Raw genomic sequence first — 15,305 nt, forward strand, 5'->3', positions numbered from 1 at the left:
GGCGTGTGGCTCCGGTTCAGCCGAGTGGAGTGACGCCGCTGGCCTGCGGTCCCTTCTGGCCCTGCTCGATGTCGAACGACACCCGCTGTCCCTCGTCGAGGGTCTTGTAGCCCTGGACCTGGATCGCCGAGTAGTGCACGAACACGTCCGCGCCACCACCGTCGGGAGCGAGGAAGCCGTAGCCCTTCTCGCTGTTGAACCACTTGACGGTGCCCTCTGTCATTCGGTGCTCCCTCGTTCTCCGGACCGGGGCACCTCGCCCCGGCCCGACGGCCAGCACGTACACGGTCCACGTGCTGGTCAGGACGACGATTCGTGATCACTCACCCGCCGTCGCGCGGAGCCTATCGTGATCTGCGTCGCCCGACGAGAGGCGAAATCCGGTCGGGTCACGAGCGGGCCGGACACGACGACGACCCGCCGTCCCACTGGTGGGGACGACGGGCCGTCGGGTGCCGCGGGTGCCGGATCCGGCTCAGGCGACGCCGGAGTCGCTGGTCTGCGGGCCGGCGGCCTGCGGGTCGTCGATCTTGTAGGCGGTGGCGGCCTCGGCGGCGGTCTCCGGTTTGATCCGGCCTTGGCGGGCCAGTGCGGACAGCGCGCCGACCACGATGGACTCGGCGTCGACGGCGAAGTGCCGGCGGACGGCCGGGCGGGTGTCGGACAGGCCGAAGCCGTCGGTGCCCAGGGACACGAACGGGGCCGGGGACCACTGGCGGATCTGGTCCGGCACCGCGCGCATCCAGTCCGAGACCGCGACGACCGGGGCGTCGGCGTGCTCGCCGGCGCCGAGTTTCTCGGTCACGTACGGGACGACCTGCTCGGCGCCGGGGTGCAGCAGGTTGGTGTGCTCGGCGTCGACGCCGTCGCGGCGCAGCTCGCCCCACGAGGTCACCGACCACACCTCGGCGGCGACGTCCCACTCGTCGGCGAGCATCTTCTGGGCGGTCAGCGCCCACGGCATCGCGACACCCGAGGCGAGCAGCCGGACGGCGCCGACGCTCTCCCGCCCCACCGCCTGCGGGGCCTCCGCGTAGCGGTACAGGCCGCGCAGGATGCCGTCGGCGTCCACGTTCTCCGGCTCGGCCGGCTGGGTGTAGGGCTCGTTGTAGACGGTCAGGTAGTAGATGACGTTGTCGGGGTCGTCGCCGACCATCCGGCGCAGCCCGTCCTGGACGATGTGGGCGACCTCGAAGGAGAAGGCCGGGTCGTAGGCGACGACCGCAGGGTTGGTAGTGGCCAGCAGCAGCGAGTGTCCGTCGTTGTGCTGCAGGCCTTCCCCGGTCAGGGTGGTGCGCCCGGCGGTGGCGCCGATGAGGAACCCGCGGCTCATCTGGTCCGCGGCGGCCCAGATCGAGTCGCCGGTGCGCTGGAAGCCGAACATCGAGTAGAAGACATAGACCGGGATCATCGGCTCGCCGTGCGTGGCGTAGGAGGTGCCGGCCGCGGTGAACGAGCCGACCGACCCGGCCTCGTTGATGCCCTCGTGCAGCAGCTGGCCGGACTCGGATTCCTTGTAGGCCAGCATCAGCTCGGCGTCGACCGAGGTGTAGTTCTGCCCCTGCGGGTTGTAGATCTTCTGGGTCGGGAACATCGAGTCCATCCCGAAGGTGCGGGCCTCGTCCGGGATGATCGGCACGAACCGGCCGCCGATCTCGGGGTCCTTGATCAGCTCGCGGAGCAGCCGGACGAACGCCATCGTGGTGGCGACCTCCTGCTTGCCCGAGCCCTTCTTGAGCAGGTCGTAGACCTTGTCCCCGGGCAGGGGCAGCGGTCGCGACGTGCTGCGCCGCGAGGGCAGCGGCCCGCCGAGCTGGCGGCGGCGTTCGCGCAGGTACTGGATCGTCTCGTCGCCCTCGCCGGGGTGGTAGTAGGGCGGGCGGTACGGGTCGGCCTCGAGATCCTTGTCGGAGATCGGGATGCGCTGCTCGTCGCGGAACTGCTTGAGGTCATCGAGCGAGAGCTTCTTCATCTGGTGGGTGGCGTTGCGGCCCGCGAAGTGCGTGCCCAGCCCGTAGCCCTTGATCGTCTTGGCCAGGATGACGGTGGGCTGGCCGTGGTGCGCGGTCGCCGCGGCGTAGGCGGCGTGCACCTTGCGGTAGTCGTGGCCACCGCGCTTGAGCTTCCAGATCTCGGCGTCGGTCATCGGGTCGACCAGGGCCTTGGTGCGCGGGTCACGGCCGAAGAAGTGGTCCCGGACATAGGCGCCGTCGTTGGCCTTGTAGGTCTGGTAGTCCCCGTCCGGGGTGGTGTTCATCAGGTTGATCAGCGCGCCGTCCCGGTCGGCGTGCAGCAGCGCGTCCCACTCCCGGCCCCAGACGACCTTGATGACGTTCCAGCCCGCGCCCCGGAAGAACGCCTCCAGCTCCTGGACGATCTTGCCGTTGCCGCGGACCGGGCCGTCCAGGCGCTGCAGGTTGCAGTTGATGACGAAGGTCAGGTTGTCCAGGTTCTCGTTCGCCGCGACGTGCACCATGCCCCGCGATTCGGGCTCGTCCATCTCGCCGTCGCCGAGGAAGGCCCACACGTGCTGGTCGTCGGTGTTCTTGATGCCGCGATCGCCCAGGTAGCGGTTGAACCGGGCCTGCATGATCGCGTTCATCGGGCCGATGCCCATCGAGACGGTGGGGAACTCCCAGAAGTCCGGCATCAGCCGCGGGTGCGGATACGACGGCAACCCGCCGCCGGGGCCGGCGTGCGAGAGCTCCTGGCGGAAGCCGTCGAGCCGGTCCTCGGACAGCCGTCCCTCGAGGAAGGCGCGGGCGTAGATGCCGGGGGAGGCGTGGCCCTGGATGTAGATCTGGTCGCCGCCGCCGGGGTGGTCCTTGCCCCGGAAGAAGTGGTTGAACCCGACCTCGTAGAGCGTCGCCGACGAGGCATATGACGAGATGTGCCCGCCGACCCCGATACCCGGCCGCTGCGCGCGGTGCACCGTCATCGCCGCGTTCCAGCGCAGCCAGCGCCGGTAGGTGCGCTCGACCTCCTCGTCACCCGGGAACCACGGCTCACGATCGGTCGGGATCGTGTTGACGTAGTCGGTCGCGGTCAGCGACGGCACACCGACGTGCTTCTCGCGGGCCCGCTGCAGCATGGTCAGCATCAGATACCGGGCCCGCTGCTGACCGGCGTTGTCCAGGACCGCGTCGAAGGACTCCAACCACTCGGAGGTCTCCTCCGGGTCGATATCCGGCAGATGAGCCGCCAGCCCATCCCGGATGATGTTGACGCGGCGCGGCTCGTCGCCGGCCCTGCTGCTCTGCGCGGTCAAGGGTTCTCCCTGCCTGGTCCGTCGGTGGCCGGGGTACGCCCGGCCCTGTTCCACGTCCGCACCGGACCCGACGGGTCCCGGTTCGGCGGGGCGCGGCGGGGTCGTGGTGCTGCCGGCCGGCTCGGGCGGGCGTGGACTCTCCATCGTGCCCGTTCCGGCGCGGGCCCGAAACTCGCGTACCGCGGGGTGGAAGCGGTTCCGGGGCGTTCCGGCGAGGATAGGTACTACTCGTACGTAACAGAACGGAGGGCCTCCTGACGTGCACGGCAGGGCGTGGCCGGTTGCACCACGGCGGGCCCGCGTGTTCGGATGCCGCATCCGATTCCGCGCGTGGGGTGGCGCCCGAGCCCGGAACCGAAGACGATGGACTGCGTGAGCAGCGTGAAAGGGGAACGAGTGGTGACCGCGGCTGATGCCGGTGCGTCCGACATCGCGGGGAAGCTCGGCATCGAGCCGGGCATGATCGTTCAGGAACTGGGATACGACACCGATGTCGACGAGCAGGTCAGATCCGCCGTCGAGGGCACGATCGGCGAGGAGATCCTGGACGAGGACGCCCAGGAGGTCATCGACGTCGTCCTACTGTGGTTCCGAGAGGGGGACGGGGACCTCGTCGACACCCTGGTCGACGCACGGACCCCGCTGGCCGACGACGGGATCGTCTGGGTGCTGACGCCCAAGACCGGTCGAGACGGCCACCTCCAACCATCCGAGATCGCCGAGGCGGCCCCCACCGCCGGGCTCTCGCAGACGTCGAACGCCACCCTCGGCGATGACTGGGTCGGCTCCAAGCTGGTCCCGCCGAAGCAGGGGAAGGGTAAGCGCTGACCGGTCTCCAGGTGGGCGCCGTCGCGCCCGGCTTCGCCCTGCCCGACCAGAACCGGCAGCAGGTCTCGCTGACCTCGGTTCTCGAGTCGGGCAGGGCGGCGCTCGTCGTCTTCTACCCGTTCGCGTTCTCCGGGATCTGCGGTGGAGAGCTGGCTGCCGTGCAGGCCTCGCTCTCCTCGTTCCAGAACCCGACGACGCAGATCCTGGCAGTGTCCTGCGACCCGACATTCTCGTTGGACGCCTGGGCGTCCGCTTCGGACTTCACGTTCCCGTTGCTGTCGGACTTCTGGCCGCACGGGGCCGTGGCCTCGTCCTACGGGGTGTTCAACAGCTCCAAGGGCATGGCGCTGCGGGGGACGTTCCTCGTGCAGCCCGACGGGATCATCTCGTTCGCCGAGATGAACGAGCCGGGGGAGCCGCGTGACCAGGACGGGTGGCGGCGGGCGTTGGCTGCCGTGTAGAAACCTCTCGGTCCAGGCATCAGGGGCGCGTAGCTCAGCGGGAGAGCACTCGGTTTACACCCGAGCGGTCGCAGGTTCAAACCCTGCCGCGCCCACCCTCATGACCAGTTGTTTCGCTGGGAGCACGAGCCGCGTTCCTCGCTCATGACGTCAGCTGGGTGTGCAGGCGCCCTGGTCTTGCTGGCCTCGTCGTCACGAAGACGCGTTCCGCAGATCGCTGTTCCACTGCTCGAAGATCGGCTTGAGAGCCGCGGCCGAGCCCGGTTCGATGCCGTCCTCCGTCCAGTCGGCATCGCTCAGTCGCCGGATGGCGGTGAGCGCGTCGACGAAGGTCTGCGGGGTGAAGCCGGCGTCCTTCTCGGCGGCGAGTTCGAGCAGCCGATCGCGACCGAAGCGATCGATGAGAGCTGCTACGTCGTGGTAGTCCCTGGGTCGGGCGCGGGCCCAGAGGGCGAGGACCTTGTCGGCCGCGAGGTCCTCGGGATGGAGAACGGCTCCGATCCCCAGCGTGACCAGTGGTCGGAGCCGACCGCCGTCGGCGAACACCTCGACGAGGCATTCCGCTCGACTGTACGGGTCGATCGCGACGAACCGGTGGGCGCGTGGCTCGTCGGCGTCGCGGAAGACGATGCCCCGATCCTGAAGGGCGTCGCGCAGGGCGCGGACGACCTGAACGGCTTCGTCGTCGTCGATCTCGGTGAACAGGTCGATGTCGCGTGTGGCGCGGTCGGTGTAACCGTGGGCGATCATCGCTCCGCCGCCGGCGAGCGCCAGGGTTCGGGCCTCCGGGAGCGCGAGCGCCGTCTCGGCGATCAGTTCCTGGAGTGGGACCAGCGCCATGTCAGGCCGGGGTGCGTGCGTCGTCGATCAGTGGTCGCCAGGCGGCGCGGACCCAGGGTGGCAGGTAGAGATCGGTCCACTGGTCGAGAAGTGCCCGGCGGTTGACGAGCTGTCGGACATCGTCGAGGTCGCCGTGGGTCAGGACGATCTCGTAGAGGTCGCGTCGTCGGTGGCGCTCGGAGAGGTTCCATCGGACCGCCTCCGGTGCGGGGCCGGACCAGAAGATGCGGGTGGGCAGGCCGACCACACCGGTCAGGGCGCCGGTGAGCTCGTCGAGCGAGTCGGGCACGGCGACGGGCCGGACCCAGCCAGGCCGCCGTGCTGCTGCGCTACTCATGGGTGCCATCGTGCCCCATCCGTATCGACGGCGGATTCATGGACGAGTCGGGCGCGCGTGGCGTGGAGCCGTTCGTGGTGCGAAACGACGGCAAACAACGTGATTCCGGGAGCCTCCAGCGACCGACGGTGCGACCATCGTCGCAGGTAGAGGCGTCGTACGGTGTTGCCCGCGATCTTTATACCCGAGCGGTCGCAGGTTCGAACCCTGCCGCGCCCACCCTCCGACCAACGGTTCTGCTGAAGCCATGATCGGTTGATCTAGCGCACGTGACCCCAGTGGTCTCGTGAACGGTGTCATTCCGGTCTCTCGAGACGGACAGGACCCGGAACCTGCGGCAGCGAGGCGACTGATGAGCCCGGTCGGCGGCGGGGTTTCGCGTCCGCTCGACGAGCACGGATCGGCCCGGCAGACGGACGCTGATCTTCCACCGGCTGACCGGCAACCGGCGATGCGGTTCGGGCGGGGGCGGCGGTCCCCAGGAGAAGAGCCCCTCCGCTCTCTCCGGGTCTCCGGCGTCGACAGCTGGTCGTCGACGACGGCGTCCATGTCCGAGCCTCGGCGCACGAGGGTGTCCGTGGCGTCGGTGCAGGTGCCCGTCAGCGCCCGCGTCGGCGGGTGCCGACTCGCCGTTGAACTGTCACGCGGTGGCGTCGCGGCCGCTCCAGAGCTGTCGCCGTGTGGTGTCGATGGTGCTCATCTCGCGCAGCATCGTGGCGACGTTGTTCTCGAGGTGCGCGCGAACGGCGGCGCGGACCTGGTCCGGGTCGCGGGATCGGGCTGCGTCGACGAGCTCGTCGTGTGCGTGGGTGCGGTGGGCGGCGAACGACTCCGGCGCCTCGACGGGGTCGAACACGAGCCGGGTGTAGCGCTCCGAGGCGTCCCAGAGCGGGGTGAGCATCCGCCGGTCCCAGTCGCTGGCGGCGGGCTCGATCATCGCGGTGTGGAACCGGCGGTGCGGATCCCAGAACGCTTCGCCGAGCACGTTGTCGAAGGTGGCGCGGACCATCTCGTCGAGCTCGGCGATCTCGGCGTCGGTGCGCCCGGGGGCCGACAGCGCGGCCAGCTCGGGCTCCACGCTGATGCGCAGGCGGTAGATGGCGCGCAGGTCGTCAGGGTCGAGCGGTGTGACGATCGCGCTGCGCGAGGGGCTCAGCGTGACCAGGCCCTGCGCCTCGAGCTGGCGCAAGGCTTCGCGTACCGGAACGTGGCTCACCCCGAGCTGCTCGGTCAGTGCGGGAACCGTGAAGGGCTGCCCGGGGGGCAGCTCTCCGCTCAGGATCGAGCGGCGGATCTCGTGCAGGACGAGGTCCACCGCCGAGGCCTTGCGCGACGCTACGGACCGTACGTTCCGGCTCGACTCTCCGGTCGACCCCTGCTGAGCTGCGTCTTCCACCGTCACAGCCACCCCCTTCGCGCTGGTTGCTCGGGGCACCGTAGCGCATGTTGACATCTTATAACTTAGCGTCGTAGCGTCCAGGCGTGGCGCAGATCACGCCGAAGTGACGACGAACCCGGAGCTGCTCGATGTCCTCACCCTCGATGTCCGAGTGTTCGCTCGACCGCCCCGGCACGTCCGACGAGGCCCGCGCGCTACGTGCGGAGCTGATCGGTCGGGCCCGCGAGATCGTTCCCGTGCTGGCCCGCAACGCGGCCCGCACCGAGTCCGACCGGCGGGTCGTCGAGGAGAACATCGCGCTGATCGACGAGGCCGGCCTGTTCTCGATCATGAAGCCGGGGCGGCTCGGCGGGCTCGAGACCGACCTGCGCACCGAGCTGGAGGTGTCCCGCGAGCTGGCCCGTGGCTGCGGCTCGACCTCGTGGGTGGCGACGCTGACGAACGTCTGCGCCTTCTTCGGCGGCCTGTTCCCCGACCGGGCGCAGCGCGACGTCTGGGAGGGCGCACCCGGCAACCGGATCGCGGGCGTGCTGGCGCCGTCCGCGGAGGCGACCCGGGTCGAGGGCGGCTACCGGGTGACCGGTTCGTGGGGCTGGGCGTCGGGTTGCCTGCACGCGCAGTGGGCCGTGGTCGGGTTCCCGGTGCCCGACGAGCGCGGCGAGGTCGTCGACCAGGGCCTGGCGCTGGTGCCGATGAGTGACCTGTCGATCGAGGACACCTGGTACGTCACGGGCATGCGCGGGACCGGCTCGAACACCCTGGTCGCGCGGGACATCCTGGTGCCCGAGCACCGGCTGATCTCCGTCCCGGCGGCGATCGGCGGGCGCTACGGCACCGAGCACGCCGACGAGGTCCTCTACCGGTCGGCGTTCGTGCCGGTGGCCGCGCTGGTGCTGGCCGGCCCGCAGTTGGGTCTGGCGCAGGCCGCGCTGGACCTGGTGATCGAGAAGGCGCCGAAGCGCTCGATCTCCTACACCTTCTACGACGTCCAGACCGAGGCTCCGACCGTGCAGCTCGCGGTGGCCAAGGCCGCCTCGCTCGTCGACGCGGCACACCTGTTCGCCTACCGCGCAGCCGCCGACATCGACCAGGCGGCCGTCGACGGCGTCTACCCCGACTACGCGGCGCGGGCCCGGGTCCGGATGGACACCGGTGCCGCCATCGAGAACGCCCGCGAGGCGATCCGCGTGCTCGTCTCGGCGCACGGGGCCGCGTCGTTCGCCGAGACCAGTCCGCTGCAGCGGATCTGGCGCGACTCCGAGGTCGCCTCCCGCCACGCCGTGATCAGTCCCGCGATCTCCTCCGAGGTCTACGGCCGGGCCCTGCTCGGGCTGACCGACGGCGTCACCGCCCTCGTCTGACTGAACTGAAAGGACGATGTATGCGCATCGCCAACCATGCCGGCCGCCTGGTCCTGCTCGACCCCGCCGGGGACCCCGAGACCCCGCGCGGGATCGACGTCGAGCGCGCGAGCCGAGGCCGCTTCGCCGCTGACCCGCAGGCCGTCTATACCCGCTGGGACGAGTTCCGCGACTGGGCCGCGGGAGCGTCGTTCACCGACACCGCCCCGATCGTCGCCGACGACCTCGGCGCGGTCACACCGCGGCCGCCACAGGTGTTCGCGGTGGGCCTGAACTACCGCGACCACGCGGCCGAGTCCGGCTTCGAGCTGCCGAGCGAGCCGGTCGTGTTCACCAAGTACGCCTCCAGCTTCACCGGCCCGCGGGGCGACATCCGTCTCTCGCCGGGGAACGTGGACTGGGAGGTCGAGCTCGTCGCCGTGATCTCCGGGGGCGGGCACGGCATCCCCGAGGTGCAGGGGTGGGATCACGTCGCCGGCCTCACGGTCGGTCAGGACATCTCCGACCGGGTCACGCAGTTCGCCGCGCCGCCCGCACAGTTCGGGATGGGCAAGTCGTTCCCGGGCTTCGCGCCGGTCGGGCCGAGCCTGGTCACCGTCGACGAGCTGCGCACCGCCGGGCTGGATCCCGACGACCTGGAGCTGGGCTGCCTGGTCAACGGCGAGAGCGTCCAGAAGGGCCGGACCGGGACGATGATCTTCTCGGTTCCCGAGCTCGTCGCGCGGCTCTCGGCGATCGTCACGCTGCTGCCCGGCGACGTCGTGTTCACCGGGACCCCGTCGGGGATCGGTGCGGGGATGTCCCCACCCCGCTTTCTCACCGGCGGCGACGAGCTCGTGACGTGGTGCGCGGGCATCGGCCAGATGCAGCACCGGTTCGTGGCCCCGGAAGGAGTCTCGTCGTGACCTACCTGGAGGCCGAGGACCGCAGCGCGACGTTCGTGCCGCACGCCTTCGACGAGCGGACCGTGGACCTGGGCGAGATCCGGATGAACTACGCGACGGCCGGCGACGCGTCGCTGCCGGCGTTGCTGCTGATCCCGGGCCAGTCCGAGTCGTGGTGGGGCTACGAGGCGGCCATGGGGTGCCTCGCCGAGCACTTCCACGTCCACGCCGTGGACCTGCGCGGGCAGGGCCGCTCCACGTGGACCCCGGGCCGCTACACCGTCGACAACTTCGGCAACGACCTGGTCCGCTTCATCGACCTGGTGATCGGCCGGGAGACGATCGTGGGCGGGTTGTCCTCCGGCGGGGTCCTGTCCGCCTGGCTCTCGGCGTTCGCGAAGCCGGGACAGATCCGGGCGGCGGTGTGGGAGGACCCGCCGCTGTTCTCCAGCCAGCTCACGCCGGCCATCGGGCAGGGCATCGGCCAGGCCGTCGGCCCGATCTTCGCCGCCTGGAACAAGTGGCTGGGCGATCAGTGGGCGATCGGTGACTGGGCCGGCCTGATGCGTGCCTTCCCCGAGGAGATCCCGCCGGAGATGCAGCGCGCCCTGGCGTCGATGATGCCGCCGGACGAGGACGGCCCCGCCGCCGGGCCGCCGCAGAACCTGCGGGAGTACGACCCCGAGTGGGGCCGGGCCTTCACCTCGGGCACCGCGACGGCGTCCTGCGACCACGCGGCGATGCTCGCCCGGGTCCGCGTCCCGGTGCTGCTCACCCAGCACTTCCGGACCGTGGACGAGCAGACCGGACGGCTGATCGGAGCCTGCTCGGACGATCAGGTCCGGCGCGCCCTGGAGATCGTCACCGCGGCCGGCGGGCGGATCGACCACCGCTCCTTCCCCGAGATGCCGCACTCGATGCACGAGCACGCGCCGAAGCAGTACGTCGAGACGGTCCTGGACTGGCTCGCGACACTCGACTGACCCCAGATCCGCCACGACCAGGAGGACCCATGACCACCGACCGGCGCGACGCACCGATCATCCCGCCGCGGCTGCACCACGCGACGTTCCTGACCCTCAAGCTGGACGAGATGGTCCGCTGGTACGGGCTCGTCGCCGGGCTGACCCCGGTGCACTACAGCGAGTCCGCGGCCTGGCTGACCAACGACGAGGCCAACCACCGGATCGCGCTGATCGCCCACCCCGCCGTCACGAAGCCGGTGAACAAGTCCACGACCGCGGGCCTGCACCACACCGCGTTCGAGTACGCCAACTTCGGCCAGTGGCTCGACAACTACGTCCGGCTGCGTGACCACGGGATCACCCCGTTCATGTGCCTCGACCACGGCATCACCATGTCGATGTACTACGCCGACCCGGAAGGCAACGGCGTCGAGATCCAGTTCGACACCTTCGGCGACTGGGCGGCCTCCAAGGAGTGGATGTGGGCCGCGCGCGAGTTCGCCGAGAACCCGATCGGCGAGTGGTTCGACCCGGACAAGCTCGTCGAGGCCCATCACCAGGGCGTCTCCCCGGACGAGATCCACGAGGGGGCCCGGGCCGGCAAGTACCGGCCGGAGAACCCGCCGGCCGACGTCCTGCTGCCCGAGGTCTACTGAGTGCGCCGCACCCAGGTCGTCGTCGCCGGCGGCGGCCCGGTCGGGCTGGCGGCCGCCGTCGAGCTCGGCCGGCGCGGGATCGACTGCGTCGTCGTCGAGCCCCGCGCGACGGTGTCGCACGCCCGGCCCCGCTGCAAGACGATCAACGTGCGCACCATGGAGCACCTGCGGCGGTGGGGGATCGCCGCCCGGCTGCGCGCCCGCGCACCGCTGTCGCCGGAGTTCTCCACCGACGTCGTGTTCTGCACGTCGCTGGCCGGGCCGGAACTGTCGCGCTTCACCGGCGTCCTGGGCCTCGTCCCGCAGGGCGACCGGTTCCCCGACGTCGGGCAGCAGGCCCCGCAGTACCTGCTCGAAGAGCTGCTGCGCGAGGTCGTCGACGAGATCGACTCGGCGACCCTGGTGCTCGGACACCGCGTGGCCGGCCTGGTCCAGGAGCCGGACGGGGTGACGGTGACGGTGGCCGGGCCGGACGGCACGACCGAGACGATCGCCGCCGACTACGTGCTCGGATGCGACGGGCCACGCAGCACGGTGCGCGACGCCGTCGGCGCCCGCTACGTCGGCGAGCACGCGCTGCGCCCGAACTTCGGCATGGTGTTCTCCGCACCCGGGCTCGCCGAACGTGTCCGGCACGGGCCCGCGGTCCAGTACTGGACCGTGAACCCCGACGCACCGGCCCTGCTCGGCCCGCTCGACCGGGCCGGCACCTGGTGGATCATCGCCTTCGACGTCGACCGCGAGGCCGGCGAGCGCGACGGCCCCGCCCTGATCGAGGCGGTGGCCGGGATGCCGGTGGACGCCACGGTGCTCTCGACCGACCCGTGGACCGCACGGATGCAGCTGGTCGACACCGCGCGTGTCGGGCGGGTGTTCCTCGCCGGGGACGCGGCGCACCTGAACCCGCCGTTCGGCGGGCACGGGCTCAACACCGGCATCGGTGACGCCGTCGACCTCGGCTGGAAGATCGCGGCGGTGCTGCAGGACTGGGGAGGCCAGGGGCTGCTCGACAGCTACGAGTCCGAACGGCGTCCGGTGCAGGACCGCGTCATCAAGGCCGCGAGCGAGAACATGCGCACCCTCGCCGGCGACCTCGTCGCCGACGACCTGGACGCCGACACCTCGGCGGGTGAGACCGCTCGCCGCGCCGCGCACCGGCGGATCCAGGAGACGAAGAGTGCCGAGTTCCACGCACTGGACCTCGTCCTCGACGTCGACCACCGGGGCTCCCCGGTGGTCGCCGACGGGGCGGGGGAGCGGCTGCCACACGCCTGGCTGCCCGACGGCCGCTCACTCTACGACGTCCTCGGCCCCGGCTACACGTTGCTCGCCCGGACCGGAGACGGGACCGCCGCGCTCCGGGAGGCCTGCCGGCGACGCGGTGTCCCCCTGACCGTCGCGACGCTGCCCGACGACGGCGTGGTCGGGCATGGTCGGGCGGCGGCCCTGCTCGTGCGGCCCGACCAGCACATCGCCTGGTCGGGGCCCGCCCTGCCGAGCGACCCGACCTCCCTGGTCGACCGGGTCACCGGTGCCCGCGCTCCGATCGAGTCCGACCGATGAACCTCGCCGTCCGGTCGGCGGAACTGCGGCGCGCGGTCGGGGTCGCGGATCCCCGCGCGTCGCCGACGGCGAACAGCAGACCGCCCAGCACGGCCATGTTCTTCTGGAACTGGACCCGCTGCAGCTTGCGGGTCGCCGCACCCTGCACCGCGAGCTGGAGCTGCTGGTCGCGGCGGGTTACACGCCGCTCGAGGCGCTGCGAGCGACGACCGCGCTGCCTGCGCGGTGGTTCGGGCTCGACGACCGGGGCCGGATCGCGCCCGGGCTGCGGGCGGACCTGCTGCTCGTCGACGGGGACCCGACCGTCGATCTCACCGCGACCCGCGCGGTCCGTCGCGTGTGGATCGGCGGGGAGCCGGTCGCGGGGGCAGGATCGCCGGCATGACCGACGACCGTTCCCGCCCCGGTGGCACGCTCACGCTCGCCGGGCACGAGGTGCCCGGATCGGCTACGGCGCGAGCCAGCTGACCGCCTCCACGACGATCGCGCCGCGGCGATCATCCTGCTGCGTCGCGCTGTCGAGCTCGGGGTGAACCACATCGACACCGCCCAGTTCTACGGCGACGGGCTGGTCAACGATCTCTTGCGCGGGGCACCAGCTCGCGGTCCTCAGCGCGCTGCGCGACGAGGGAGTGCTCGGCGGGATCGGGCTGAGCAGCGTGGAACCGTCGACGGTGCCCTCGGTGGAGCGCTGCCGGGTGCCCGACGCGTCGTCGACGAACCGGCCGTGCGCGCCGCCGCGGACGAGGCCGGGGCGACGCCGTCGCAGGTCGGTCTGGCCTGGCTGCTGCACAGGGGCCCGAACGTGCTCCTCATCGCGGGCACGGCGAGCGTCGAGCATCTGGAGATCAACATCGACGTGGCGTCGCTCCGGCTCGGAGCTGCGTCACTCGCCGGCCTCGACGCGGGGTGAGACGCCGAGGTCGTCCCGCCGACGCGTGACACGTCTCATCGAGATCGTCGAGCCCAGGCCGCGCCAGGACGCCCGCACCGAGGGCGGCCAGGACCGGCTTGTGAACTCCGCGGACGAGCAGCGCAGCCCGCGCACGAGCGCGACACCGCCCCGCCACCGAGGTCCCGCCGCCGGCGTCCGGTTTCGCCGGGCATCCCGCGCTCGACTCGAACCCACCGGGCAGCGGGACTGGCCCCGTCACGCCCGCCGCCGGGTCCGTAACCTGGCGGTGCGGGGCGGACCGGAGAGGAGTGATGGGTGTGGCTGCGTCGGCGGGGGCCCTGGGTCCGTTGTCTGCCATGACACCGGGTCAGGTCGACCTGCTCGTGTCCCTCCTGACGGATCCGCTGTTCCTCGCGGTCGCGGGCGGGCTGTTGCTCGTGCTGGCGGTCGTCGTCGCGTTCGCCGTCCGTCGGTTGTGGCGCGGCCTGCGCCGGTTCGCCGGGAACAACCAGCATGTCATCAACCGTGCTCGCAGCGAGCTGCAGACCCGGACGCTGCCCGAGGGGCCCGCGCGCCGTGCCGTCGAGCTGCGCCGTCGTCTCACTGACGCCGTCACCGAGACGGACCGGATGATCGCCGCCACGGGACACGCCCTCGTGTCCGCCACGCTCGCGGAGCAGCATCACGAGCTCGGCAGGCTCGCCACGTCGCTGGACGGCCACCTGCTCGCCTTGCAACGTGAGCCCGACACCGCTCGCGCGGCGTCGGCGCTGCCCGAGGTCGAGCGGTGGACCGACCAGCTCTGCGAGGTCGCGGCGGAGATCAGGGAACACGTGCGCGCGAGCATGACAGCGGGCACCGACCAGGACGTCCGGGCGCTGGGCGAGTCCACCTCGGACGGCGCCGCGGCCCTCCGCGCGGGCATCGAGTTCCTGCAAGGGCAGGTGCGCAGCCGCCCCGACCAGTGAGGTGGCGCCCTCTCGCTGCTGTGAAACGCACCGCAGCCCGGTGTAACCTCCGTCATGCTGCACGTCGGCGTGGCCGAGACTGCGCAATGTAGAACGTTTGCGGCGCGTTGCACGGTGTCCACTCCAGTTTGGAGTAGGTGATGGGTTCGCTCTCCGAGTACACCGGATGGCTCGTCCTGTGGGTGTGTGCGCTGTCGGTCTTCGTGGTGATCGTCGTGCAGTCCATGATCTACATGAGCGCCGCGCGCAAGGCGGGACCGGAGTTGGGCTTCTCGCACCGGGATCTCAAGCAGTCGTTCCGCTCCGGGGCCATCGCCGCGCTCGGTCCGTCGCTGGCGGTCGCGATCGTGGCGATCGCGTTGCTGGCGCTCTTCGGCACCCCCGCGACGCTGCTCCGTATCGGGCTGGTGGGCTCCGCGGCGACCGAGACCTCCTCGGCGAACCTGGCGGCGGGGACCATGGGCGCCGAACTCGGGGGGCCGTCTTGGACGCCCGAGGTGTTCGCGGTCGCCTTCTTCGCCATGGCCCTGTCCGGGGCGGGGTGGCTCGTGGCCACGCTGATCCTCACTCCGATGCTGAAACGCGGCGACGTCAAGCTCCGGTCGGTGAACCCCGTGCTGATGACGATCGTGCCGTCGGCGGCACTGCTCGGTGCCTTCGCTTCGCTCGGTGTCGCGGAACTACCCGAGAGCGGCACGCACGTGCTGGTCGTGGCGGTCTCGGCGATCGTGATGGCGGTCTGCCTGCTACTGGCCCGAGGTCTCAACGCTCAGTGGCTTCGGGAATGGGGCCTGGGCATCTCGATCATCGTCGCTCTCGCGGTCGCCTACCTCGCCTACGACCCCGCCGCCGTACCGGTCGGTTGAGCCGGACCAGCACA

At 71.1% G+C, this 15,305-nt stretch carries 16 protein-coding genes and 1 tRNA gene; 12 read left to right on the top strand and 5 right to left on the bottom strand.

What is annotated here, in order from left to right:
• Positions 1–16: 16 nt before the first annotated feature.
• The gene (locus ACLFMI_RS15645; protein ID WP_410948586.1) at positions 17–223 is read right to left on the bottom strand and encodes a cold-shock protein; all 207 of its coding nucleotides are present in this window, start codon (positions 221–223) and stop codon (positions 17–19) included.
• Positions 224–475: 252 nt separating this feature from the next.
• Positions 476–3,268: a pyruvate dehydrogenase (acetyl-transferring), homodimeric type gene (gene aceE, locus ACLFMI_RS15650; RefSeq protein WP_410948587.1), complete on the bottom strand. Its 2,793-nt coding sequence runs from the start codon at positions 3,266–3,268 to the stop codon at positions 476–478.
• 396 nt (positions 3,269–3,664) lie between these two features.
• Between aceE and ACLFMI_RS15655 the strand changes: the two genes are divergently transcribed.
• The 3 genes from ACLFMI_RS15655 to ACLFMI_RS15665 all read left to right on the top strand — a co-directional run bounded on the left by ACLFMI_RS15655 (position 3,665) and on the right by ACLFMI_RS15665 (position 4,652).
• Entirely contained in the window at positions 3,665–4,096 is a 432-nt protein-coding gene (locus ACLFMI_RS15655; protein WP_410948670.1) for a DUF3052 domain-containing protein, read from the top strand.
• 11 nt (positions 4,097–4,107) lie between these two features.
• Positions 4,108–4,557 (top strand): peroxiredoxin, encoded by a 450-nt coding sequence (locus ACLFMI_RS15660; RefSeq protein ID WP_410948588.1) that lies wholly within the window; start codon positions 4,108–4,110, stop codon positions 4,555–4,557.
• Positions 4,558–4,580: 23 nt separating this feature from the next.
• Positions 4,581–4,652: transfer RNA gene (locus tag ACLFMI_RS15665), tRNA-Val, on the top strand.
• A 97-nt stretch (positions 4,653–4,749) separates the two neighbouring features.
• Here the strand turns inward: ACLFMI_RS15665 and ACLFMI_RS15670 are convergent.
• The 3 genes from ACLFMI_RS15670 to ACLFMI_RS15680 all read right to left on the bottom strand — a co-directional run bounded on the left by ACLFMI_RS15670 (position 4,750) and on the right by ACLFMI_RS15680 (position 7,049).
• The gene (locus ACLFMI_RS15670) at positions 4,750–5,397 is read right to left on the bottom strand and encodes a nucleotidyl transferase AbiEii/AbiGii toxin family protein (protein ID WP_410948589.1); all 648 of its coding nucleotides are present in this window, start codon (positions 5,395–5,397) and stop codon (positions 4,750–4,752) included.
• A gap of 1 nt (position 5,398) precedes the next feature.
• Positions 5,399–5,734, bottom strand: coding sequence for a hypothetical protein (locus ACLFMI_RS15675; protein WP_410948590.1), 336 nt, complete (start codon positions 5,732–5,734; stop codon positions 5,399–5,401).
• A gap of 640 nt (positions 5,735–6,374) precedes the next feature.
• Positions 6,375–7,049, bottom strand: coding sequence for a GntR family transcriptional regulator (locus tag ACLFMI_RS15680; RefSeq protein WP_410948591.1), 675 nt, complete (start codon positions 7,047–7,049; stop codon positions 6,375–6,377).
• Between the two features lie 227 nt (positions 7,050–7,276).
• On the opposite strand from ACLFMI_RS15680, the gene ACLFMI_RS15685 reads away from it, so the two are divergent.
• The 9 genes from ACLFMI_RS15685 (at position 7,277) to ACLFMI_RS15725 (ending at position 15,291) form a co-directional block, all read left to right on the top strand.
• Entirely contained in the window at positions 7,277–8,494 is a 1,218-nt protein-coding gene (locus ACLFMI_RS15685) for an acyl-CoA dehydrogenase family protein (protein WP_410948592.1), read from the top strand.
• Between the two features lie 20 nt (positions 8,495–8,514).
• Positions 8,515–9,399 carry a fumarylacetoacetate hydrolase family protein gene (locus tag ACLFMI_RS15690; protein WP_410948593.1) on the top strand — a complete coding sequence of 295 codons (885 nt, stop codon included), beginning with the start codon at positions 8,515–8,517 and terminating at the stop codon, positions 9,397–9,399.
• Positions 9,396–10,361, top strand: a complete 966-nt coding sequence (locus tag ACLFMI_RS15695) for an alpha/beta fold hydrolase (RefSeq protein WP_410948594.1) — start codon at positions 9,396–9,398, stop codon at positions 10,359–10,361. Before ACLFMI_RS15690 ends, ACLFMI_RS15695 begins: the two co-directional genes overlap by 4 nt.
• A gap of 29 nt (positions 10,362–10,390) precedes the next feature.
• A complete protein-coding gene (locus tag ACLFMI_RS15700) occupies positions 10,391–10,999 on the top strand; it encodes a VOC family protein (protein WP_410948595.1) in 609 nt (202 codons plus the stop codon).
• Positions 11,000–12,562 (top strand): FAD-dependent monooxygenase, encoded by a 1,563-nt coding sequence (locus ACLFMI_RS15705; protein ID WP_410948596.1) that lies wholly within the window; start codon positions 11,000–11,002, stop codon positions 12,560–12,562.
• A complete protein-coding gene (locus tag ACLFMI_RS15710) occupies positions 12,531–12,947 on the top strand; it encodes an amidohydrolase family protein (protein WP_410948597.1) in 417 nt (138 codons plus the stop codon). Before ACLFMI_RS15705 ends, ACLFMI_RS15710 begins: the two co-directional genes overlap by 32 nt.
• Before the next feature lie 144 nt (positions 12,948–13,091).
• Entirely contained in the window at positions 13,092–13,475 is a 384-nt protein-coding gene (locus tag ACLFMI_RS15715; RefSeq protein WP_410948598.1) for an aldo/keto reductase, read from the top strand.
• A gap of 338 nt (positions 13,476–13,813) precedes the next feature.
• Positions 13,814–14,425 (top strand): hypothetical protein, encoded by a 612-nt coding sequence (locus ACLFMI_RS15720; protein WP_410948599.1) that lies wholly within the window; start codon positions 13,814–13,816, stop codon positions 14,423–14,425.
• Positions 14,426–14,565: 140 nt separating this feature from the next.
• The gene (locus ACLFMI_RS15725; protein WP_410948600.1) at positions 14,566–15,291 is read left to right on the top strand and encodes a DUF5058 family protein; all 726 of its coding nucleotides are present in this window, start codon (positions 14,566–14,568) and stop codon (positions 15,289–15,291) included.
• Positions 15,292–15,305: the final 14 nt, after the last annotated feature.

Source organism: Pseudonocardia nantongensis (genome assembly GCF_046546495.1).
Lineage (GTDB): Bacteria > Actinomycetota > Actinomycetes > Mycobacteriales > Pseudonocardiaceae > Pseudonocardia > Pseudonocardia nantongensis.